This is a genomic window from Hymenobacter psychrotolerans DSM 18569 (genome assembly GCF_900142395.1).
In the GTDB taxonomy this organism is placed as follows: Bacteria; Bacteroidota; Bacteroidia; order Cytophagales; family Hymenobacteraceae; genus Hymenobacter; species Hymenobacter psychrotolerans.
On sequence record NZ_FRAS01000001.1, the window covers coordinates 118,953 to 141,358 of the forward strand.

Annotated in this window: 18 protein-coding genes; 9 read left to right on the plus strand and 9 right to left on the minus strand. The window is 62.5% G+C overall.

Translation table 11 applies throughout. From position 1 onward, the window contains the following. The first annotated feature begins 7 nt into the window (after nt 1-7). Both BUE15_RS00535 and BUE15_RS00540 read left to right on the plus strand, forming a co-directional pair. Nucleotides 8-784, plus strand: a complete 777-nt coding sequence (locus BUE15_RS00535) for an alpha/beta fold hydrolase (protein WP_073280744.1) — start codon at nt 8-10, stop codon at nt 782-784. Nucleotides 785-851: 67 nt separating this feature from the next. Then, the gene (locus tag BUE15_RS00540) at nt 852-1,562 is read left to right on the plus strand and encodes an SAM-dependent methyltransferase (protein ID WP_073280745.1); all 711 of its coding nucleotides are present in this window, start codon (nt 852-854) and stop codon (nt 1,560-1,562) included. Between the two features lie 14 nt (nt 1,563-1,576). On the opposite strand, the gene feoB is transcribed toward BUE15_RS00540, so the two are convergent. Both feoB and BUE15_RS00550 read right to left on the minus strand, forming a co-directional pair. Next, a complete protein-coding gene (gene feoB / locus BUE15_RS00545; RefSeq protein ID WP_084548720.1) occupies nt 1,577-3,769 on the minus strand; it encodes a ferrous iron transport protein B in 2,193 nt (730 codons plus the stop codon). 7 nt (nt 3,770-3,776) lie between these two features. Further along, entirely contained in the window at nt 3,777-4,043 is a 267-nt protein-coding gene (locus BUE15_RS00550; RefSeq protein ID WP_073280746.1) for a FeoA family protein, read from the minus strand. A gap of 258 nt (nt 4,044-4,301) precedes the next feature. Here BUE15_RS00550 and BUE15_RS00555 point away from each other — a divergent pair, with 258 nt between their 5' ends. Further along, nucleotides 4,302-5,162 carry a carboxypeptidase-like regulatory domain-containing protein gene (locus tag BUE15_RS00555; RefSeq protein WP_211617554.1) on the plus strand — a complete coding sequence of 287 codons (861 nt, stop codon included), beginning with the start codon at nt 4,302-4,304 and terminating at the stop codon, nt 5,160-5,162. 73 nt (nt 5,163-5,235) lie between these two features. Here BUE15_RS00555 and BUE15_RS00560 read toward each other — a convergent pair whose 3' ends face one another. The 3 genes from BUE15_RS00560 to BUE15_RS00570 form a co-directional block, all read right to left on the minus strand. Beyond that, nucleotides 5,236-5,856, minus strand: a complete 621-nt coding sequence (locus BUE15_RS00560) for an OmpA family protein (RefSeq protein ID WP_073280748.1) — start codon at nt 5,854-5,856, stop codon at nt 5,236-5,238. Between the two features lie 75 nt (nt 5,857-5,931). Then, nucleotides 5,932-7,326 (minus strand): alpha/beta hydrolase family protein, encoded by a 1,395-nt coding sequence (locus tag BUE15_RS00565; RefSeq protein ID WP_084548722.1) that lies wholly within the window; start codon nt 7,324-7,326, stop codon nt 5,932-5,934. A gap of 187 nt (nt 7,327-7,513) precedes the next feature. Beyond that, nucleotides 7,514-10,012, minus strand: coding sequence for a bifunctional UDP-N-acetylmuramoyl-tripeptide:D-alanyl-D-alanine ligase/alanine racemase (locus BUE15_RS00570; RefSeq protein ID WP_073280750.1), 2,499 nt, complete (start codon nt 10,010-10,012; stop codon nt 7,514-7,516). Between the two features lie 385 nt (nt 10,013-10,397). Between BUE15_RS00570 and BUE15_RS00575 the strand changes: the two genes are divergently transcribed. The 3 genes from BUE15_RS00575 (at nt 10,398) to BUE15_RS00585 (ending at nt 15,009) form a co-directional block, all read left to right on the plus strand. Next, nucleotides 10,398-11,282 (plus strand): EamA family transporter, encoded by an 885-nt coding sequence (locus BUE15_RS00575; RefSeq protein ID WP_073280751.1) that lies wholly within the window; start codon nt 10,398-10,400, stop codon nt 11,280-11,282. A gap of 125 nt (nt 11,283-11,407) precedes the next feature. Then, nucleotides 11,408-14,014, plus strand: coding sequence for a YfhO family protein (locus tag BUE15_RS00580; protein WP_073280752.1), 2,607 nt, complete (start codon nt 11,408-11,410; stop codon nt 14,012-14,014). A gap of 74 nt (nt 14,015-14,088) precedes the next feature. Next, nucleotides 14,089-15,009, plus strand: coding sequence for a 1-aminocyclopropane-1-carboxylate deaminase/D-cysteine desulfhydrase (locus tag BUE15_RS00585; RefSeq protein ID WP_073280753.1), 921 nt, complete (start codon nt 14,089-14,091; stop codon nt 15,007-15,009). 13 nt (nt 15,010-15,022) lie between these two features. Here BUE15_RS00585 and BUE15_RS00590 read toward each other — a convergent pair whose 3' ends face one another. After that, nucleotides 15,023-16,216: a hypothetical protein gene (locus BUE15_RS00590; protein ID WP_073280754.1), complete on the minus strand. Its 1,194-nt coding sequence runs from the start codon at nt 16,214-16,216 to the stop codon at nt 15,023-15,025. A 107-nt stretch (nt 16,217-16,323) separates the two neighbouring features. Here BUE15_RS00590 and BUE15_RS00595 point away from each other — a divergent pair, with 107 nt between their 5' ends. Beyond that, on the plus strand, nt 16,324-16,959 hold the full coding sequence (locus BUE15_RS00595; protein WP_073280755.1) for a DUF4230 domain-containing protein: 636 nt from the start codon (nt 16,324-16,326) through the stop codon (nt 16,957-16,959). Between the two features lie 131 nt (nt 16,960-17,090). Here the strand turns inward: BUE15_RS00595 and BUE15_RS00600 are convergent, their stop codons facing one another. Beyond that, the gene (locus BUE15_RS00600; protein ID WP_244535839.1) at nt 17,091-17,606 is read right to left on the minus strand and encodes a regulatory protein RecX; all 516 of its coding nucleotides are present in this window, start codon (nt 17,604-17,606) and stop codon (nt 17,091-17,093) included. A 128-nt stretch (nt 17,607-17,734) separates the two neighbouring features. On the opposite strand from BUE15_RS00600, the gene BUE15_RS00605 reads away from it, so the two are divergent. Together BUE15_RS00605 and BUE15_RS00610 are read left to right on the plus strand one after the other, a co-directional pair. Next, on the plus strand, nt 17,735-18,634 hold the full coding sequence (locus BUE15_RS00605) for a DMT family transporter (protein ID WP_244535840.1): 900 nt from the start codon (nt 17,735-17,737) through the stop codon (nt 18,632-18,634). 98 nt (nt 18,635-18,732) lie between these two features. Then, nucleotides 18,733-21,363: a DUF5686 and carboxypeptidase regulatory-like domain-containing protein gene (locus BUE15_RS00610; protein ID WP_073280756.1), complete on the plus strand. Its 2,631-nt coding sequence runs from the start codon at nt 18,733-18,735 to the stop codon at nt 21,361-21,363. Nucleotides 21,364-21,380: 17 nt separating this feature from the next. Here the strand turns inward: BUE15_RS00610 and BUE15_RS00615 are convergent, their stop codons facing one another. After that, complete coding sequence (locus tag BUE15_RS00615; protein ID WP_073280757.1) at nt 21,381-21,917, minus strand: Riean_0653 family protein; 537 nt, start codon at nt 21,915-21,917, stop codon at nt 21,381-21,383. A gap of 204 nt (nt 21,918-22,121) precedes the next feature. Next, a complete protein-coding gene (locus tag BUE15_RS00620; RefSeq protein ID WP_084548724.1) occupies nt 22,122-22,406 on the minus strand; it encodes a DUF4834 family protein in 285 nt (94 codons plus the stop codon).

Sequence of the window (22,406 nt, forward strand, 5' to 3'; positions counted from 1 at the left end):
TTTGCATATGCAGCTTCATCACCGCGAACAAGGCCAGGGTACGCCGCTGGTCGTCCTGCACGGCCTATTCGGCACCCTCGACAACTGGCAGACGCTGGGCCGGCGCTGGGCCGACGCCGGCCACCGCGTCATCAGCGTCGATTTGCGCAACCACGGCCGGTCCTTCCATACGCCCGAGCACACCTATGAGCTCATGAGCCAGGATGTGCTGGCCTTGTTCGACAGCCTGCAGCTAGACCCCGAAACTACGCTACTGGGCCACAGTATGGGCGGCAAAGTAGCCATGCACTTCGCCCTCCATCACCCCGACCGGCTGGCCCGGCTCATCGTTATTGACATTGCTCCGCGCGCCTCGTCCATGGAGCATCAGGATGATATTATAGAAGGCCTGAATGCGGTGCCGTTGGCGCAGCTCGAAAGCCGGCAGCAGGCCGATGAGGCGCTGGCCCAACATATCCGGCAGCCCGGCGTGCGCCAGTTCCTGCTCAAGAATCTATACCGGCAGGAAGACAACTCCTTCGCGTGGCGCCAGAACCTGGCCGCCCTGACCAGCAACATGCTGGCCGTAGGCGCCGAAATAACGGCCCCGCAGCCCTTTATGAAGCCCGCACTGTTTATCCGGGGCGGCAAATCCGACTACATCACCACCGAAGACAAACTATACGGTATTCCGCCGCTGTTCCCGAACTCGCAGGTAGAAACCATAGTGGACGCCGGCCATTGGGTGCACGCCGAAAAGCCCGACGAAGTGTTTGGGCTGGTTGATGCCTTCGCCAAGAGCTGAGTTTCTGCTCCCAAACGGCGCCCAGCCTGAGCTGCCTGCTACTTCCTCTTTTTAACCCTCCCTGCTCTTGAAAACCGGCACCCTATACCTCATTCCTACCATTCTGGCCGATGATACGGCCGCGCAGGTGCTGCCCCCGCAAGTGGCGGAGCGGGTGGCCGCACTGGCCTATTTTCTGGTGGAGAATGCGCGCACGGCCCGGCGATTCATCAAAAGCGTAGCGCCCGCCCAGGTGATTGAGGAGCTACGCATCAGCGTCATCGACAAGGACAGTACCGAGGCTCAGATAAAGGCGGCCCTGCAGCCGCTGCTCAGTGGCCAGGATGCAGGTGTCATTTCGGAAGCCGGCTGCCCCGGCATTGCCGACCCCGGCGCCGAGCTGGCACGGGCGGCGCATCAGGCCGGTATCCGGGTGGTCCCGTTGGTGGGGCCGTCGTCGCTGCTGCTGGCGCTCATGGCTTCGGGCATGAACGGGCAGAGCTTCGCGTTTCACGGCTACCTGCCCATCGAGCGAAGCCGGCGGGCGGCAGCTATCAAGCAGCTGGAGAAAGTAGCGCTGGCCCAGCACCAGACGCAGCTGTTCATCGAGACGCCCTACCGCAACATGCAGCTGCTCGAAGACCTGCTGGCGCAGCTCAGCGGCAGCACCCGGCTCTGCATTGCGGCCAGCCTCACGGGCCCGGAAGAATACGTGCGCACCAATACGGTAGCGGGCTGGCGCAAAGCAGGCCTGCCCGAAATCCATAAGCAGCCCGCCGTATTTCTGGTAGGGGCCTGACGGATCAGCTACCCCTATTTCAGCACCTGATACACCAGCAACGACGCCAGATAGGCCAGGCCTGTCATGTAGATCAGCTGCAGCAGCGGCCACTGCCAGCCTTTGGTTTCGCGGTAGGTGGCCGCCAGCGTGCTCATGCACTGCATGGCAAACACGTAGAATACCAGCAGCGACGCCGAGCGGGCCACCGTGAAGAACGGCTGCCCGTTTTCGTCTTTTTCGGCGGCCAGCTTCTGCTGCACGGTCAGCTCATTCGCATCCTGCCCCACGCTATAGATGGTGCTCATGGTGCCCACAAATACTTCGCGGGCGGCAAACGAGGTGAGCAGTGAAATGCCGATTTTCCAGTCGAAGCCCAGCGGGCGGATGGCGGGCTCGATGAGGTGGCCGAAGCGGCCGGCGTAGGAGCTTTCCAGCTTCTGAGAAGCCACGCGGCTTTCCGTTTCCTCGGGCGTCAGGGCCTGCGCTACGGCGGCAGTGCGGGCCCGGCTTTCGGCCTGCTCCAGCGCATTGCCGGGGCCGTAGGAGGCCAGCACCCACAATATCACCGAAATAGCCAGAATAACTTTGCCGGCCTGAAACACGAAGGCCTTCACCTTTTCGATGATGGTCAGGCCCACGTTTTTCCAGCGGGGCCAGCGGTACACCGGAAACTCCATGATGAAGTAGCTGCGTTCCGTGGTGCGCATCAGCAGCTTCATGGCCCACGCCGAGGCTACCGCCGACACGAAACCGAGCAGATACAGCCCCATCAGGGCCACACCACGCAGGTTGAAAACGCCCAGCACCGGCTCGTCGGGCACTACCAGCCCAATCAGCACGGTATACACCGGAATCCGGGCCGAGCAGCTCATCAGCGGCGTTACGAAAATGGTGATGAGGCGGTCCTTGCGGTTTTCGATGGTGCGCGCGCTCATGATGGCCGGCACAGCGCAGGCCATACCCGAAATCAGGGGCACCACGCTCTTGCCGTTCAGTCCGAACTTGCGCATGATGCGGTCCATCATGAACGTGACACGGGCCATGTAGCCGGTTTCTTCGAGCACCGCAATAAAGGCGAACAGCAGCGCAATCTGCGGAATGAAAATCAGCACGCCGCCTAAGCCTGCCAGCACGCCCTCAGTCAGCAGGCTGATGAGCGGGCCGTCGAAGTTGGTTTGAATCAGGCTGTTGATCCAGGCTACGCCCTCGTCAATGAGCTCCATAGGGTAGCTGGCCCAGGCAAACACGGCCTGAAACAGCAGGAACAGCACCGCCATGAAAATCAGGTAGCCCCACACCCGGTGCGTCAGCACCCGGTCGATGCGGTTGCTGTAGGGCTCGGCTTTCTCCGTGCGCGTCACTGATACCGCATTCAGCAGCAGCTCGTTGATACTGTTGTAGCGGGTTATGGTTTCCTGCGCCTGCCGGGCCATCGGCTCAAACTCGTACTTGGCCACCAGCTCGGCAATATAGGCCTTGTCGTCGGCCGACAGGAAGCTGATCTGGCGGAACTGGTGCGCGTAGTGCAGCGCCAGATAGTCGTTGTGCAGGTTGAAATAGTAGCGGATCTGCCGGATCATGGGCAGCAATTCGGGCTCCGGCTCGTAAAAGGACACCGTAGGCGCATTCAGCTGCTGAGCTATAACGATTTTAAGGGCCGTCACGCCAATGCCTTTGCGGGCATTCATGGGAATAACCGGCACGCCCAGCTCGTACTGCAGAGCCTCCAGGTCGATGCTGATGCCGTGCTGCTCGGCTACGTCCATCATGTTCAGGGCCAGCACGGCCGGCAGGCCCAGATCGGCGAGCTGCGTGAACAGCAGCAGATTGCGCCGCAGGTTGCTGGCGTCGGCCGTCACTACCACGAAGTCGGGGTACTGCGCCGAGCCCCGGTCGTAGAGCAGATCGGTGATGACCTTTTCATCGAGGCTCTTGGGATAGAGCGAGTACGTACCGGGCAGGTCGATGATTTCGGCGCGGTGCTGCGCCGTGAGCTGGCTCACGCCCGTTTTGCGGTCCACGGTCACGCCGGGGAAGTTGCCAACCTTCTGGTTCAGGCCCGTCAGCTGGTTGAACAGGGACGTTTTGCCGGAGTTCGGGTTGCCGATAAGCGCGATACGCGTCAGGCGTCCCTGCCCCGGCAGCCGGGAGGCCGCTGTTTCCAGCGCGGCGGCCGAAGCCGCCTGCCCGGCAGGAGCAGTTTTAATTCCGGCACTACTACTCATTATAACGCTATTCCTTCAGCAAAATGGTGGCCGCTTCGCTTACGCGCAACGACAAAGTGTAATCAGCCGCCTCGCCTACCACCAGCGTGATAGGGCAGCCCAGCGGGGCCCGGCTGTTGAGGCGCACCCGGGTGCCCGGAATGCAGCCCATTTCCAGCAGTTTCAGCGCCATTTCCGGGTCCTGCAGGCAGCAGATTGTGCCGCTCTCACCCAGCTGCAGGTCTTTTACACTCCGGCGGGCAGCGGTTTGAGGAAAGGTGGTGACTGTGGACATAGCAGCTGAGTTATTTAGACTTGCTTTAAACAAAGGTACCACCCATTTAGGTTTCGGCCAAAAATTGAAAGGCTGGTACTCTTACAATCAGAACGGCCGCTCAGATTGCCCTATAACTATTCCTTTCCGCAATTGCATCTTTATAAATATTTGAAGAATACTTGCCACATATCGGCATTATCACTTTAATTTTGGCATATAACACTAGTCTGCCTACATATGCTTCAACGCCTACTTGCCTTTTTTACTTTTCTCCTATTGTTTCCGGCCCTAGGCATGGCCCAGGAGAACCGTCTTTCCGGCCGCATCGTCGACCAGAAGACCAAGGAACCGATTCCGTTTGCTTCTATTGGCCTCAAAGAAGAGCAAACCGGAGCCCTGACCAACGAGTATGGCTTTTTTCAGATGGCTACGCCTGAGAAAAGCGCCCACGACTCCCTCATTGTGCTGGCGCTGGGCTTTAAACGTGTGGCGGTGCTGGTGAAGCGCGGGGTTTCCCAAACTGACATCATCATTGAGGTGCCCAAGCGCGTTATCGAGCTGCAGAACGTGACCGTAAAGGGCGGCAAGGTGAAAGACCTGGCCCTGGGTTCTAAATCGAGTACGCCCGGTGAAGGCATGATTCAGGGGATGCCCGGCAGCCAGTACGCCTTCTTCGTGAAGAACGACAAGGGCAAGAAGCTCGGCAACATCCGCTCGGCCTCCTTCTACATCGGCGAAAACGGCTTCCCACGGGAGCCTTTCCGGGTTCGGATTTACAAGGCTGATGGCAACTACAACTCGCCCAACACCGACCTGCTCACCGAAAACGTGGTAGTGTCGGCCCCCAAAGGAGGCGCCTGGTATACCATAGACCTGACGTCTTATAACATTGAGGCCCCGACCGAAGGCTTCTTCGTAGCCATGGAGTGGATTGTGAGCGGCGACAAGTTCTACACCACCAACTTCATGGACACCTACACGCCCTACGGCCAGATTATGCGTCCTACCTTCGAGTTCAAGGAAAGCCGCACCTGGAGCTACACTATGGGCAAGGGCTGGAGCCTGCTCACGCTCTCCAGCAACGGCCAGCGCTACAACGCCATGATTAAGGCGGAAGTAGACATGATTAAGGACTAACCCCATATAAGTAGCCAAACAAAAAGGGCGGGCTCCACTCGGAGCCCGCCCTTTTTGTTTGGCCGCTGTTCGGCTACTTAATTACCGCAATTTCTACGCGGCGGTTCTGCTGGCGGCCTTCCGCCGTGGCATTGGATGCCACCGGCGCCGACTCGCCCATGGGCTCGATGCTGACGCGGGCGTCGCCCATGCCACCGTTCATGGCCAGCCATTTCTTCACGGCCTCGGCACGCTTGGCGCTTAGTTCGCGGTTGTAGCTTTTGTCGCCGCGCGAATCAGCGAAGCCCATTACGCGCACTTGGCTTTTGCCGTGGCGACGGCCAATGGAAGCAGCAATTTCCGACAGCGCCCGGGTTGCGGTAGGCTTGATGTCGGCTTTGTCGGTGTCAAACAGCACGCTTTCCTCCAGACCATACACGCCGAACTTCTCGTCGCCGCGCACCGAAATTTCGGGCAGGTCAATTTCTTCGTAGGCCACGTCCGCCAGCTTGGCTTTGGACATGTCCCAGGCTGCATCGGCAGCACTCACGGTAGCAGCAGCCGCGTCGGCTACTGTGGCGCCGTCGCGGGCCACGACGGCCGTATCCGTGGTAGCTTCGCTGAGCTGGTCTTTTTCTTCGGGTTTCTTCAGGTCGTTGCAGGCCGAAGCCAGCAGCGTGGTGGCTGCCAGAGCAGTAAGTAAATGCTTTTTCATAGAAAAGGGGGTTGGGAGAAAGAAGCTGACCAGCCCGCGTAGGTAGCAGACTGGTCAGCGGGAAAAATGGGAAGCTTATTTTGCCGGAGCTGTGTGGGCCACAATCCAGGAACGAATTATTTCCTGAGCTGCAGGCGAGAAGTTGCCTTGCCGCTTGCCGTTCACAATGGGCCACTCGGCGTAGCTGGGCTGGAAAAGGTGGTTCACCCCGAGCAGCTTCTTGCTGGTTACGCTTTGGCTGTTGCGCAGGCCTCGGGACAATCCCTCCAGATTGGGCTCGGGCGCCACTTGCACGTCGGCGGTGCCATTGAGCAGCAGCACCGGGCATTTCACTTGCGGCAGCTGTTGCACGGGGTTAAAATCCAGGAAATAGCGGTAGCGGGGCGAGGTAAATGCGGCGGCACTGGCCTCTACAGCCTCATTGCCGGTACCCGTATAGATCTGGCGGAGCAGGTTGGCTACTATGCCCCGGGCCTGCGCTCCGTCCGGCGTGTTCCGAATGACTTCGAACATGTTCTGCTGGCGCTTGGTCGACAGGTCAACCTGGGCGTCGGCAAATCCCAAGGAACGCAGGCGGGCTTTCTCCTGCTGCACCGCCAGTTCACTGCCTGGCACCCCGTAAGCAGCCAGCGTCACGACGAAAGCAGGCGGCAGCGGCTGTGCGGCGGCCAGCAGCGCCACGTTGCCGCCCTCGCCGTGTCCAATCACGCCAATCTGGCCCAGATTGATTTCGGAGCGGGTGCGCAGATAGTTAAGGCTGGCCTGCACGTCGCTCACTAGGCTGGCCGTGGTAGCCTGCGCCAGTTCGCCGGTAGAGCCGCCCACCCCCCGGTCGTCGAAGCGGAGCACGGCAATGCCCCGGCGGGTGAGGTAGTCGCCGAGTACGCCCATCATGGCATAGCCCCCCACGGTGCCTTCCCGGTCGTGCGGGCCGGCGCCCGAGAGCAGCACCACGGCCGGAAACGGCCCCGGGCCGGCCGGAATGGTCAGCATACCCGCCAGGCGCAGGTTCTCTGCGTCGTTGGCATAGGCCACTTCTTCCTCGCGGTAGGGCGGCGTAAGGCGGGCTTTGGGTGCCGTATTGATGGCGGGAGCGGCAAAAGACAGCGTAAGCGGCGAGTGCAGGCCCGGCTGCTGCCACTGGCCTTCTATCTGCTTGCCATCGGGCGCCAGCCGGCCTACAAAGCTGCTGCCAGCTTCTTCGGCCGCAAATATTACCGTGTCACCTTTCAACTCCACGGTTACGGAGAGCTGGCTTACTTTCTGAAGCGGCACATCAAGCGTGGCGAAATAGGAACCATCGGTGAGGCTGACCAGCCGAAACACGACCTCCAGCTGGCCACCCGGCACAGTCAGCGGGCCTTTCCAGAGCCCGTCGAGGGCGGGAGCGGCGGTGGCGGGCAGTGCGGCGGCGGCAAGCAGCAAAACCAAAAATGTGCGTATCAGGAATACGGGTAGCGTTAATTTCATACAACAGGTGTAGACAAGAGAGCGTAGAGCGCAACAGGAAGAACCTCAATTCGGCAACTACCTGAGAATGGGCAATGTGATATTTCCCGCAAGATAATTATATCTGCATTTTGTATTGCTACGATGCCAAATTGAATTCTGCTTTCCTGGCAGAAAGCCGGCCGCAACGCACCTGACTTGCGACGAATTACTCGGCTACGAATACGCGCTTCACCCGCTCGCTCACGTTGGTCAGCAGCTCGTAGGGGATGGTGCCGATGCGGGTGGAAAGCTCCGGCAGCGGCAGCTGCGGCCCGAAGATTTCGGCGGTGTCGCCGGCCTGGGCCCCAATGATGTGCGTGACATCGGCCATGCACATGTCCATGCAGACGTTGCCGATAAGCGGGGCGCGCTGCCCCCGAATGACGACTTCGCCCGTGCCGTTGCCAAAGCGCCGGTCGTAGCCGTCGGCGTAGCCGATGGCCAGGGTGGCAATGCGCCGCTCGAAGTCGGCGGCCTGACCGCGGCGGCCGTAGCCCACGGTTTCGCCGGGCGGCAGGGTTTTGACCTGCGAAATGGTGGTGCGCAGCGTGCTGACGGGCTGCAGCGCGTCCTGCTCCCGCCCACTGGCCTCTACACCGTAGAGCCCGATGCCGAGGCGCACCATGTCGAAGTGGGCTTCGGGGAAGCGCAGGATGCCGGCTGAGTTGAGGGCGTGTTTGATAATCGGGTAGCCCAGGGCTTCTTCGAGCACGGGCGCCATGCGCTGGAAGGCGGCCAGCTGGCGGCGCGAAAAGTCGTTGTGCTGCTCTTCGTCGGCGCCGGCGAGGTGGGTGAGGGCACTGGCCACACGCAGATGCGCGGCGTTTTCGCGCAGGAGCTGCACGAGTTCCGGCAGGTCTTCTTCGGCGAAGCCGAGGCGGCGCATCCCGGTATCGAGCTTGAGGTGAATGGCGGGCAGCGGTTGCTCCTGCGCGGCGCGCAGGTAGTCGTGCAGCCGCTCGAAGGAGTAGATTTCGGGTTCCAGATGGTACTGGCGCAGCTTCTGGAAAGCGTCGGGCGAGGGATTCATCACCATGACGGGCAGGCTGATGCCCTGCTGGCGCAGGTCCACGCCTTCGTCGGTGTAGGCCACGGCGAGGTAGTCGGCGCGGTGAAACTGGAGCAGGTTGGCGACTTCGGCCGAGCCGCTGCCGTAGGCGAAGGCCTTCACCATCACCATGAGTTTGGTGCCGGGCTGCAGGCGGCGGCGGTAGAAGTTGAGGTTGTAGGCCAGCGCATCGAGGTTGACTTCCAGCACCGTGCCGTGAATTTTCTGCTGGAAGGCGGCCACAATCCGCTCGAAGCCGAAGCGGCGGGCGCCTTTCACCAGGATGGTTTCGTGGCGGAAGTCGTCGGGGCGGAAGTGGCGCAGGAAGTCTTCGGTGGTGTCGTGGAAGGCCAGCTCTACGTCGTGGAAGGCGAGCTGGTGGAGCCGGATTTCGGTTCCGATGCCGATGAGCCGGTCGACGCCGTGGGTGGCGAGCTGAGCGGCGGCGCGGGCGTAGAGCTCGGGGCCGGCAAGGCCGGACTCCAGCACATCGGAGAGGATGAGGGTGCGGCGGCCGCGGCGGGGCTGGCGGGCCAGAGCATCGAGGGCGAGGGAAAGGCCGGCGAGGTCGTTGTTGTAGGTGTCGTCGAGGACGTAGCAGTCGTTGAGGGCCTGCTTCATTTCCAGGCGCATGGCCACGGGCTGCAGCCGGTCGAGGCGGTGCTGGATGTCGGCAGTGGGCACCTGGTGCCACAGCAGCACAGACAGGGCGTGCAGGGCATTTTCGACGGAAGGTTCGTCGGCGAAAGGCAGCGTGAAGGTGTGCTCCTGGGGCAGCGGGCGGGCCATGCTCACGCGCACCACGGTACGGTCGGCGGAGGCTTCGGCCACCGTCACGGCTACGTGAGCGAGGTGCGGATGCTGGCGGCTCCAGGTGAAGGTTCGGTATTCGGGCAGGTGCTGGCGGGCCGCGGCGTGAATCAGGTCGTGGTCGAGGCAGTAGAAAAGGGTATCGACGTTGCGGAAGAGCTGCATTTTCTCTTCTACTTTCTCCTGCGGGCTGCGGAAGCCGGCATCATGGGCGGTGCCGAGGTTGGTGAAGAGGCCAAGAGTGGGCTGCATGACGGCGGCAAGGCGCGCCATTTCGCCGCGCTCCGAAATGCCCGCCTCGAAGATGCCGAGGGTGTGGGTGGTGTTCAGCTCCCAGACGCTGAGCGGCACGCCCACCTGCGAGTTGTAGGAGCGCGGGCTTTTGCAAAGCAGCTCATCGGGGGCCAGCAGCTGGGCCAGCCACTCCTTGACGATGGTTTTGCCGTTGGAGCCGGTGATGCCGAGCACGGGCAGGCGGAAGCGGCGGCGGTGGGCGGCAGCTACGGCCTGCAGGGCCGCCAGGGCATCCTCGACGAGCAGAAACCCTGCCTCCGGATACGCCAGCAGGCCGTCGGGGATTTCCTCTGCCCTATCTACCACGAACAGGCGCACGCCCTGCCGGTAGAGCTCGGGCAGGTAGCGGTGGCCGTTGTGCTGGGGGCCGCGCAACGCAAAAAACGCGCTGCCGGCCGCCTGCCCGACGCGGCGGCTATCCAGCAGCAGGGACTGAACGGGCGCGGGGCTGGCGGGGGCCAGCAGCAGGGTGCCGCCGGTGAGGGCGGGCAGGTCGGCAGTGAAATCGAGCATGGTGGGGCAAAGGTACGGCTCGTGGGTGATGAGGTGAATGGGGTGACAGGTGACAGGTGGCGGGCTGCAGGTGACAGGTGACAGGAGACAAGTGGCTCTTTGCAGATTACAAATGGCAAGGTACAGGAGACAGATGGCTCTTTGCAGATTACAAGTGGCGGGCTGCAGATTACAAGTGGCGGGCTGCAGGAGATAAGTGGAGGGCTGCAGGAGATACCTGACTGGGTGCAGGAGCTATCTGGCGGGGTGCAGGGAGTTGCTGGTGGGGCGTTGTTTGCGTGGCATTGCCCCGGCCGCGCGGATGGGGACCGGTCGGACGGCTACCGCCGTCGGGCCGGGAGGTTCTGGCGTACCTTTGCTGCGGGCTTACCGTTTAGCATCTTCCTTGAAACTTTCCCGTCATCATCTGGCCGCGCTGGCGGCTTTTCTTATCTGGGGGTTCTTCCCGATTCCGCTGCGGCTGCTGGGCGGCTATGCCAGCGGGCAGATTCTGTTTTTCCGGGTGCTACTGTCGCTGCTGCTGCTCGTGCTGATTCATGGGCTGGGGCGGCGCGAGGCGGTGCGGGCTACGTGGCGGCAGTGGCAGGCGGCCCCGGCCGCCGAGCGGCGGGGCGTGGCGCTGAGCACGGCGCTGGGCGGGCTGCTGCTGACGGCCAACTGGCTACTCTTTATTTATGTAGTGAATGAGGTGAGCGTGCAGGCCGGCTCGTTTGCGTACCTGATTTGCCCGATTCTGACGGCGCTGCTGGGCTTTTTGCTGCTGCGCGAAAATCTGCGGCCCAACCAGTGGGCGGCCATCGGGCTGAGTGCGCTGAGCTGCGCGCTGCTGGGCGTGGGTGAGCTACGGACGCTGCTGATGAGTCTGGTGGTGGCCTTTACGTATGCGCTCTACCTCATCACGCAGCGCCGCCTGCAGGGCTACGACCGGCTGGCGCTGCTGACGGTGCAGCTGGGACTGGCGGCGGCCGTGATTCTGCCGCTGGCCCCGCTGCTGGGCGCGCACCCGCTGGCGGGGCTGGCCGATGGCCGGCTGCTGCTGGTGACGGCGGTGCTGAGTGCGGTGTTTACGGTGCTGCCGCTGTTTCTGAACCTGTACGCGCTGAACGTGCTGCCCTCGGGCACGGTGGGGATTCTGATGTATCTGAACCCGATTGTGAGCTTCGCGCTGGCGTTTCTGTACTTCGGGGAGGCGGCTACGGCGGTGCAGGGCGCAGCCTACGGCGTAATTCTGGGGTCGGTGGTGCTGTATAACTTCCGAACCAGTCGGTAGCGGCCGGGCCGCTGCTGCACAGAACCGGGGAAATGGCAGGCTCCACCCCTACCGCTGGCCTGCATCCGCCAAAGCGCCAATCCTTGTTACCTTCGGGCAGTTTTCGCCCACTACTTTCTTCCTGAATGACGACCGTTTTCTCTGCGCCGGCCGTGGCGCCTGCTCCGTTGGTGCCGCTGTGGCGGCGGGTGCTGCCCCATCTGCTGGCCGTGCTGCTGTTTCTGGGGCTGGCCGTACTCTACTTCTCCCCCATCGTGTTTGATGGCAAAACCCTGAGCCAGCACGACATCGTGCAGTTTAATGGCGGGGCCCACGAGGCGCAGCAATACCGCGAGGCCACCGGCAAAGAGGCGCTGTGGACCAACTCCATGTTTTCGGGGATGCCCACGTATTTGATCAGCACGCGCTTTACCGGCGACCTGAGCATTTATCTGCAGCAGATTTTTACGCTGGGGCTGCCGGCGGTGGTAGCCAACCTGTTTCTGGCGCTGCTGTGCGGCTACGTGCTGTTCGTGGCGCTGGGCCTCTCGCCGGTGGTGAGCGGTGTGGGCGCTATTGCGCTGGGTTTCACCAGCTACAACCTCGTGATTCTGGCCGCCGGCCACAACACCAAGAGTCTGGCCCTGGCCTACGCGCCGGTGGTGCTGGCGGGCCTGCTGGTGGCGTTCCGGCGCAACAAGTGGCTGGGCACGGGCCTGTTTGCGGTGGGCCTGGCCATGAACGTGCGCGCCAACCACTTGCAGATTACCTATTACCTGCTGCTGCTGGTGCTGATTTTTGGCGTGGTGGAGCTGATTGGGGCCGTGCGCGAAAACCGGCTGCCCGATTTTCTGGGCCGCACGGGGCTCCTGGCCGTGGCAGCGCTGCTGGCGGTGGGCGTGAGCTTCGGCCGTCTTTACACCACCATTGAGTATGGTAAGTACAGCATCCGGGGCAAATCGGAGCTGAAAACGCCGGCTCCCACGGCGCCCGGGCAGCAGGCGGCTCCGGCCGGCGACGATGCCGGTACCGGCCTCGACCGGGACTACGCCTTCGGGTGGAGCTACGGCGTGGGCGAAAGTATCACGCTGCTGATTCCGAACTTCTACGGCGGGGCCTCGCAAAGCAAGCTCTCCGACGACTCGGCTACAGGCAAAGCCCTGGCCGCGCTGGGTTTGCCGCCGGTGCAGCTCAGCGACTACCTGGCCCACATGCCGACCTACTGGGGCAACCAGCCGATTACGAGCGGGCCGGTGTACGTGGGCGCTATTGTGTGTTTCCTGTTCGTGCTGGGCCTTTTCGTGGCCGACCGGCGCCTGCGCACGTGGCTGCTGGTGGGTACTATTCTGTCGTTGGTGCTGGCCTGGGGCAAGAACTTCGAGAGCTTCAACTACCTGATGTTCGACTATTTCCCGGGCTACAACAAGTTCCGGTCGGTGAGCATGGCCCTGGTGATTGCGCAGCTGACTATGCCGCTGCTGGCCATCCTGGCGCTGGCGCGCGTGCTGCGTAGCCGCGCCGCGGCCACTACGGTTGCCGGAGCCAGCACCCACCCCAGCCTGGCCGCGCTGAGCGCCAAAACCACCACCGACGCCCCCGAAACCGCCGACCTGAAGCGCAAGCTGCTGCTGGCGCTGGGCATTACGGTGGGCGTGTGCGTACTGGCTTTCCTGATGGGCCTGGGCGCTGATTTCGCCTCGCCGATTGACGCGCAGCTGCAGCAGCAGGGCTTCCCGCTGGACGCGCTGCGCCAGGACCGCGCCGCCATGCTGCGCGGTGACGTGTTCCGCTCCATCGTGTTTATTGCGCTGGCGGCCGGTACGCTGTGGTTCTACCTGCAGCGCAAGCTGTCGGCGGGCATGGCGGCGGCGCTGGTGGGCTTGTTCACGCTCGTGGATCTGTGGGGCGTGGACAAGCGCTACCTCAACGACTCCAACTTCCAGCGCGAAACCGTGGCCGAGCAGTTCGTGCCCTCCGCCGCCGACCAGCAGATTCTGCAGGACAAAGACCTGAGCTACCGGGTGCTGAATGTGGCCAACCCCTTCAACGAGGCCAACACGTCGTACTTCCACAAGAGCATCGGGGGCTACCACGGGGCCAAGCTGCGCCGCTACCAGGACCTGATTGACCGGCAGATTTCGCAGAACAACAACCAGGTCCTGAACATGCTGAACACGCGCTACGTGATAGTGCCTGCGCAGGCGCCGCAGCAGGAAGGCCAGCCCGGCCAGCCGGAGCAGGTGCAGCGCAACCCCGGCGCGCTGGGCAATGCGTGGTTCGTAAACGACATCCAGAAGGTGCAGACGCCGGACCAGGAAATCCAGGCGCTGACCGGCCTGAACGTGGCTACTACGGCCGTGGTGGACGCTACCAAGTTTCCGGTGGCCAGAACCAGCTATGCGGCGCCCGGCTCTACCATTGCCCTCACCAAATACTCGCCCGACGCCCTGACTTACCGCGCCACCGCTACCGCCGATGCCTTCGTGGTGTTCTCGGAAATCTACTATGCCGATGGCTGGAACGCGTACCTGGATGGCAAGCTGGTGCCCCACCTGCGGGCCAACTACGTGCTGCGTGCTATGCCGCTGCCGGCCGGTAACCACACCATCGAGTTCAAGTTTGAGCCCACGGAATACGCCATCGGCAACACGGTTTCGATGGTGTCGTCGGTGCTGCTGATTCTGGTGCTACTGGGGCTGCTGGTGTACACGGTGCGCCAGCCCGCCACGCCCAATGAGCCGGCTTTCGTGTAGCATTTTTCACCTTAGCTGCGAGAAGCCCTGCCGGACCGGTGGGGCTTTTTCGTGGGCTGACCTGCTGCCTACCCATGATTCTTGTACCGCTACAAGAGCCCGAAGCCGCCCGCCGCAACATTCGGCTGCTGCTTTTGCGCGACGACCTGACGCACCCCGAGCTGCCGGGCAACAAGTGGCGCAAGCTGAAATACAACCTCACGGAAGCGCAACAGCTGGGGCATGATACGCTGCTGACGTTTGGCGGGGCGTTTTCCAACCACATTGCCGCCGTAGCCGCGGCCGGCCGCCTCACTGGCCTGCGCACCATCGGCATCATTCGGGGCGAAGAGACACCGCCACTCAACCCCACGCTGGCGCGGGCCGCGGCCGACGGCATGACGCTACGCTACCTCGACCGGGAAACGTACCGCCGCAAGCAGGACCCGGCGTTTCTGGCGGAGCTGCTGCGCGAAACCGGCCCGGCTTATATCATTCCGGAAGGCGGCTCCAATGCGCTGGCTTTGCCGGGCTGCGCGGAACTGGTTACGGAACTGGCCGCGGAAACCACCTTCGACTACCTGTGCGTGGCCTGCGGCACGGGCGGTACGCTGGCCGGCTTGCTCACCGCCTTGGCCCCGCACCAGCAGGCGGTAGGCATTGCGGCCCTGAAAAACGGCGGCTTCCTGCGCACCGATGTGGATGCACTAACGCAGGCTGCTACCGGCCACACCTTCCCCAACTACGACTTGCGCACGGACTACCACCTGGGCGGCTATGCCCGCTTTTCCCTGGAGCTGCTGGACTTCATCCACGCCTTCCAGACCCGCCACGGCGTGCTGCTGGACCCGGTTTATACCGGCAAGCTGCTGTTTGGGGTACTGGACTTGCTACGGCAGGACTACTTCGCGGCGGGTTCTACGGTGGTGGCGGTGCATACCGGCGGGCTGCAGGGCTGGACCGGGTTCCGGCAGCGGTTCGGGCATCGTAGCGCGTGGTGGCCGGAAGGTGTGTAAGTGGAAAATATCCTTACCGAAACCGGGCTTCCAGCCGCCGCAGCCACGGCTGCGCGCCCAGGGCCGCCAGCAGAAACCAGTGCGACAATACCGGCGCTGAAAACCGGATGTCCCAGTCTTCCACCGTCATCATCACGACAACGGCCTGCAGCAGAATGACGGCGGCGGCATAGACCCGGGCGGGCCGCGCTACGGTGCGCCGGGCCACTCCGCGCAGGGCCAGCCAGTAGATGGGCGGCAGCGTGGCGGCCAGCATCAGGCAATGCAAAGCGGAATAGTACGGCTTCGGGAAGCCCATGAAATACGTGAGCTTGAGAGCCGCCAGCTGCGCAAACCACCGCGGGTTCTGCCCGATGAACAACAACAGCCGCCACAGCGGCGGAGAGGTCGGGTCGGGCAGGTGCAGCGGGGCCGTTGGGTGTAAGTCGGCCTGCGGATAGCCAAAGATGATGAGGCCCTGCTCGTAGGTTTCGATGAGCGTGAAGGTGCGCAGCAGCTCATTCAGCACCACCCAGGCTACCGGCAGCAGCATCAGCCCCGCCAGCAACCCGGCACTCAGCCACGTCCGCTGCCCGTGCGCCCGCAGCCACCCCAACGCCGCCAGTCCGGCCGCCCCGAAAGCCACGAAACCGTTGGGCCGGATGGTAGCCGTAATCAGCAGCACGAGCAGCGCCAACAGTGCCCCGCGCCACGTACGCACCCGCGCCACCGCCCACAGCGAAAACACGAGCAGGCTGGTAAACAACGATTCCGTGAGCAGAAATGGGTTGGCGCGCTGCACATCAGTCCAGCCGATGAACAATAGCGCCGCCAGCGCCGCCGTGAGCCAGTGCCCGCCACTCAGGCGCCGGGCCGTGCCGTACAGCGCCCGCGCCGCCAGCCCCGACAAGGCTACCTGCGCCAGCCCGATGCCCCACCAGCCCAGCCGTAGCTTCAGAAACACGCTCATAAACAGCGGATACCCCACGTAGCGCCGGTAGTGCCCCTCCCCAAACGTGCCGGTTTCGGCCAGCTGGGTGGCATATTCGAGGTACTGCTTACTGTCGCCGCTGAAGCGGGGGCCCTGGTAAAGGTGCCAGCACCAGGCCTGCACCAGCAGCCACAGGCCCGCCAGCAGCCAGCCGTGCCAGCGGTGCAGCCAGCCATGAACCGGCGCCGCTGCATCAGGCGCAGTGTTTGGGTGGGCAGAAAGGGCTGGCTGGCTCATCGGCGCAAAGCTACGCTGTCAGACCCGGCTTGCGTGTAGCGTGGTGCTTCGGCAGAACTTGCCGGCTTCGCGTATACGGTTGGGTTCTGCTCTTACTTTCTCCCCGCATGTCCGCTTCTCTGCTGCTTCGCCGCCTGGTGCCTCTGCTGTTTTTGCTGGGCCTGGGCTGGTTTCTCTGGACGAAAGTCCGTCCCGCCCTTTCCGACTTCGACAACCCACTCAACCCCACGCCCCGCGTAACCGTGACGCACAACACGGTGCTGCAGAAGGTGGAGAGCCTGGGCCGGCTGGAGCTGGTGCGCTACCAGTTCAAGGATGTGGTGGAGTACAAGAAGAGCACCTACCGCTTTCTGCCCGACGCCAAAGTGGCCCTCATTGTGGCCGGCAACGCCGTGGGCTGCCTGGATTTACGCAAGGTGCGGGAGCAGGATGTGGTGTTTGAAGGCGACTCGGTGGTCCGCGTGGCGCTGCCCGCCGCCGAGCTGTGCACCTGGCAGGTAGACCACAGCGCCAGCCGCGTATATAGCGTCGAAAACGGCTTTTTTCAGGATGCGGAGCTGGTAGACGCCGGCTACAAATACGCCGAGCAGAACGTGCGCCGCGCCGCGCTGCAGTCGGGCATTCTGACCCAGACCGAGCAAAACGCCCAGCAAATCCTCAAGCCCATGCTCGAAACCATGACCGGCCGCCGCGTGGTGCTCACCAAGCAACTGCAAAACCCGCTGCGGCCGGCGCAGCAATGAAAACCCGAACGTCATGCTGAGCGCAGCCGAAGCATCTTGCTAGTGTAGTAAATACTAGTGCAACGCCAGCACGCGAGATGCTTCGACTCCGCTCAGCATGACGCTCTGATTAGCGCAGCAAACCAACTCTACTAGTCCTCGTCTTCTTCGGGGGGTTTGCCCAGGTCGTCGAGGGCCATTTTGATGAGGTCGGATTCGTAGCCTTTGGCCGTGAGGAAGAGCTGGATTTTCTGGCGGCGCACCCGCGGGTTGCGCTCCTTTTCCTGGCGGTCCTTCTTTTCCAGCACGTCCACCAGATTCTGGTAGTACTCGTCGCCGTCTATTTCCTTGAGACCCGACTTGATGCAGTAGTCGGAAATGCCTTTCTGCTTCAATTCCTGCACAATGCGGCGGCGGCCCCATTTTTTCTGGCGGTAGTGGCCCCGCACGAAGGCTTTGGCAAACCGCTCCTCGTCCAGCAGCTTTTCGCGGCTCAGCCGGATGATGATTTCGCCGGCTTCGTCTTCGTCCAGGCCGTAGCTGCGCAGCTTGGCTTCTACTTCCTTCTGGTTGCGCTCCTGGTAGGCACAGAAGGCGGCTATTTTCTGGAGCGCCTCGCCGGGCGTGTAGGTTTTCTGCTTTTTGTCCTGCTGGTTGCGGTTCATCATAGAGCAAGGTAACGCGGATTGCGGGGCAGAAGTGCGCTTTTTCAGCCTTTATGCGCCAGGTAAGCCGTGGCAGCTGGCGCAAACCGCTGCGGCTCCGGCTGGTTGTTGCTGCATTACCCGTTTCCGCTATGCCGTTGCTCTCGCCGGGTGTCCGCTACATGCTGCTCAGCACGCTGTTTTTCGCGCTGCTGAATGTGTGCGTGAAGCTGCTGCGGCACCTGCCACCCCTCGAAATCATCTTTTTCCGCTCGGTGCTTTCGCTGGCCCTCAGCTACGGGGCCCTGCGGCAGGCGCAGGTGCAGCCCTGGGGCCGGCCAGACAGCCGCTTCTATCTGCTTTCACGCGGCACGACGGGGGCGCTGGCGCTGGTGCTGTATTTCTACACGCTCCAGACCATGCCGCTGGCCTCGGCCGTCACCATTCAGTACCTCGCGCCCATCTTCACGGCGGTGCTGGGCATTTTCATCGTGAAGGAAAAGGTGCAGCCCTGGCAATGGGTATTTTTCCTGCTTTCGTTCGGGGGCGTGGTGCTGGTGAAGGGCGTTGATACGCGCATCGAGCCGCTGTATCTGGCCATGGGCGTGGCGTCGGCGGTGTTTTCGGGACTTTCCTACAACTCCATCCGGAAGCTGGGCGGGCGCGAGCATCCGATGGTGATTGTACTGTACTCGCAGCTGGTTGTCGTGCCGTTCAGCGCGGTGTACTGCTTGCTGCACTGGACTATGCCGGTGGGCTGGCAGGACTGGGGCGTGCTGCTATTAACGGGCATTTTCACGCAGCTTTCCCAGGTCTACAAAACCAAAGCCTACCAGGCCGGGCCGCTGGCCGGCATCAGCAGCCTCGACTATCTGGGCATTCTATACGCGTTGGGGCTGGGCTTCACGTTTTTCGGCGAAACGTTCGGGCTGCCTTCCTATGCCGGTATGGCTCTGGTGCTACTCGGAGTGGCGCTCAACGCCGCCTACACGTTTCGGCAGGCGCGCCGGCCGGTGCCGGTAGTGCCCGCGGTAGAGGAAGTGGCCACTTAGCCGACAGTTGGTCGAAAACCACCGCGAATAGCAGCGCCAATACAACCCTGCGGCGGCGTATTCTATCTATCTTGGCAACCACTGTTCTTATCTGCCAGATGCCCCGTTATTTACTGCCGCTCTTTCTTCTGTTTAGCACGCTGGCGGCGCAGGCCGGCATCATCAAGGGGCGCGTCACGGACCCGCAGGGCGCCGGGCTGGCCTTCGCCAACGTGGCGGTGCGCACCACGACTACCAGCACCGCCACCAACGAACAGGGCAACTACCAGCTGCGGCTGCCGGCCGGCTCCTACGAGCTGGTGTACCAATACGTGGGCTACAAGCCGCGCACCGAAACCGTGCGCGTGGCCGGCGGCGACACAGCCACGGTGCTGAACATGACGCTGGAGCTCGAAAGCTACAAGCTGCGCGAAGTGGTGGTGCGCGCCTCCGACCGGGACCCGGCCTATGCCATCATTCAGCAGGCGCAGCAGTGGCGGCGCTACCACCTGCGCGAAGTTTCAGCCTTCAAAGCCCGCACCTACATCAAGGCGCTGGGGCGGTTTGCGGAAGTACCGGGCAAGATTCTGGGCCTCGTGAAAATCGGGCCCGACATCAAGCCGGGCATTTTCTACCTGTCCGAAACGGTATCGGAGCTGAGCTTCCGGCAGCCCAATGTGGTGCAGGAGCGCATGATTTCCTCCCGCGTGAGCGGCGACACGAAAGGCATCAGCTTCAACCGGGCCGGGCGCGGGGCGGGGCTCAATTTCTACGAAAACGTGCTGAAAAGCGGCTTTTCGGAGCGCGGCTTCGTCTCGCCGATTGCCGATGGGGCGCTACTGTTCTACAAATACGAGCTGGAAGGCAGCAGCCAGCAGGGCGGCGTGCTGGTGCACAAAATCAAGGTTACGCCGCGCCGCCGCACCGACCCGGTGTTTTCCTCGGGCCACATCTACATCGTGGATGGCACGTGGCGGCTGCACTCGGTGTCGCTCAACCTCGACAAAAACGCCCAGCTCGACTACGTCGATAATTTCCGCATCGAGCAGCTGTTTGCCCCCGCTCCCGGTGCGCCCCACGTCTGGGTGATTCAGTCGCAGAAGATTACGGTGGGCTTCACGGCGTTTGGCTTCAAGGGCAGCGGCTACCTCACGGCCGTGCTCAGCAACTACAAAGTGCAGCCCACCTACCCCAGCCGCCCCGCCCCCACTGCCCTGCCGGCCGCTCCCGCCTCAGCACCCGCCGAGGCCCCCGTAGCGCGCGAAACGGCCGCCGAAATCCGCAAGCAGAAGCCCAGGCTGAGCGGCCTGAACCGCGAAGTACGCCGCCAGACCAAAGCCGCGGAGCGCGACACGGCCGGGCTGAGCATCGGGCCGCTGAAGCGCGGGCAGGTGATGCTGGTGGAAAAAGGCGTGAACGAGCGGGACTCCAGCTACTGGGACGACGTGCGCCCGATTCCGCTGACCGAGGAAGAGCAGAAGGACTACCGCGTGAAGGACAGCACCGAGGTGGTGCGCAACTCGCGGCCTTACCAGGACTCGCTGGACCGGGTGCGCAACGAGGTGGAAATAAGCAAGTTTCTGCTGACCGGCTACACCTATTCCAATACCTTCCGCAAGCGCACGTGGTACGTGGCGCCGGTGTTCAACATCCTGAACTACAACACGGTGGAAGGCACCGTCATCAACCCCGAAGCCACGTTCACGCAGCGCACCGATGACCGGCGCAGCTACTCCATCACGCCGGCCGTGCGCTATGGCTTCAGCAATAAGCTCGTCAGCCCCAGCCTCGCGGGCAGCTGGCAGCTGCACCCGGTGCGCGTGTCGCGGCTGTCGGTCCGCGTGGGGCGCACCATTGATAATTTCGACCCCAACACGCAGCTGACGCCCTTCATCAACTCCTACTACACGCTGCTCAACAACCGCAACTACGCCAAAACCTACCGGCGCGACGGGGGCCAGCTGGGCTACCAGGCCGAGGTGCTGAACGGCCTGACGCTGCAGGGCACGCTGAGCTACTACGACCGACGGGAGCTGGAAAACACCACCATTGACCTGTGGCGCGACAAGCCCGGCGTGGCCTTCACGCTCAACGACCCGGTGAACGAGGAGCTGCCCGGCGGCACCAGCTTCGGCCGCAACCAGGCCCTCACCTGGGAGCTGGTGGCCTCGTTCCGGCCCGGCCAGCGCTACATCACCCGGCCCGACGGCAAGATTAACCTCGGCTCGAAGTTGCCGACGTTTGTGGGCATCTGGCGGCAGGGCGTGGGCGGCGTGCTGGGCTCCGATGTGCGCTACACGCTGCTGGAGCTGGGCATCCGGCAAACCATTGGGCTGGGGCTATTGGGCACGAGCAGCTACAAAGTGGCGGCCGGCGGCTTTGTGGGCACACCCGAGCTGTCGTTCATGGATTTCCGCCACTTCAGCGGCAACCGCACCTACCTCGCCGCCGACTTCAGCCAGTTTCAGCTGCTCGACTACTACCGTTTCAGCACGCAGCGCCGGTTTCTGGAGGCGCACTACAACCACCATTTCAACGGCTTCTTCCTGAACAAAATCCCGCTGCTGCGGAAGCTGAAATGGCAGGAAGTAGCCTCGCTCAACTACCTCACTACCGCGCAGGTCGGCCACTATGTGGAGCTGGGCGTGGGCCTGGAGCACGTGTTCAAGGTGATGCGCGTGGACTTCTACACCGGCCTGCAGTCGGGGCAGCGCGTAGGCACGGGCGTGCGGGTAGGCATCGGGTTTTAAGTAGTAGTGGCTACCCGTTAAAATTTGACGTCGAAGCGACCCTCGGTCACGCGCAGCGTGTCGCAGCCAGCCTTGACGAGTATCATCTGAAAGCGCCCCGCTGCCATCCGTGCCCCGCCATCGAAGCGCGTGAGCGTGACCTGCCCACTCAGTAGGCGGGCGCCTGTATTCTCGCTGTAGTAGCAGCCACCTGCCAGTGATATTCTAGGTAGAGCATAGTTTTGGCCATTACTTATCTGGTCAGATGTAACCAGTTTAAACTGCTCTCCATCGGCTAATGTGCCTTTTAGGATAATGCCTATAGCAGTGAGTTCATACTTTCCATCTCTGGTATCAGCTGCAAAATGAAAATCATCGGTGTTGTTCCAAGAGCCGGTGGTCTGGGTCACGCCGGAGGCTACGTACACGGTGCCGTTGGCCTTGAAGCCAAGTGTATACTGGCCGCTCTGGGTTTCGGCGGGCAGCGTTGGCTCCTGGGGCCGGATGGTTTTCTTTTTGCACTGGCTCAGGCCCAGCAGAACCAATAGCAGGAGAAGGTAGTGGGGGAAGCGCATTCCGGAGAAGCAAAGAGAGGCGAGAAGTACTGGGAAGGTAACGAGCTGGCAAGCAATAGCAATGTTTCGCTTTGTGCGTTTGCAGGAAGCAATGTGGCACTATACGGCGGCAGTTGGGTATGTCCGGCGGTTTGGTTGCCGGCCAGAACAAAAAAGGCCCTCTACCGCATTGGCAGAGGGCCTTTTCTATGACGGCAGACCGGCTTATTTCACTTCCTCGAAGTCCACGTACTCACCGCCCTTGAACTCCTTGGGCTGCGCAGGTTTCTGGCGGGGCGGCACGTAGTCTACCTGTACGTCGCCGCTGGCGGCGCGGCTTTGCTGCGAAGCATTAGGAGCAGCTCCAAACGGGGCACCACCGAAGTGCTGCGCCTGTTTGCGGGCCTGCTTTTGCAGGAAACCAACTACCAGGTAGCGCATCAGCACGGGCAGCACAAAGCGCAACACCAGCGCCAGCAGGAAGAAAATGAGCAGGAATTTAATCAGCAT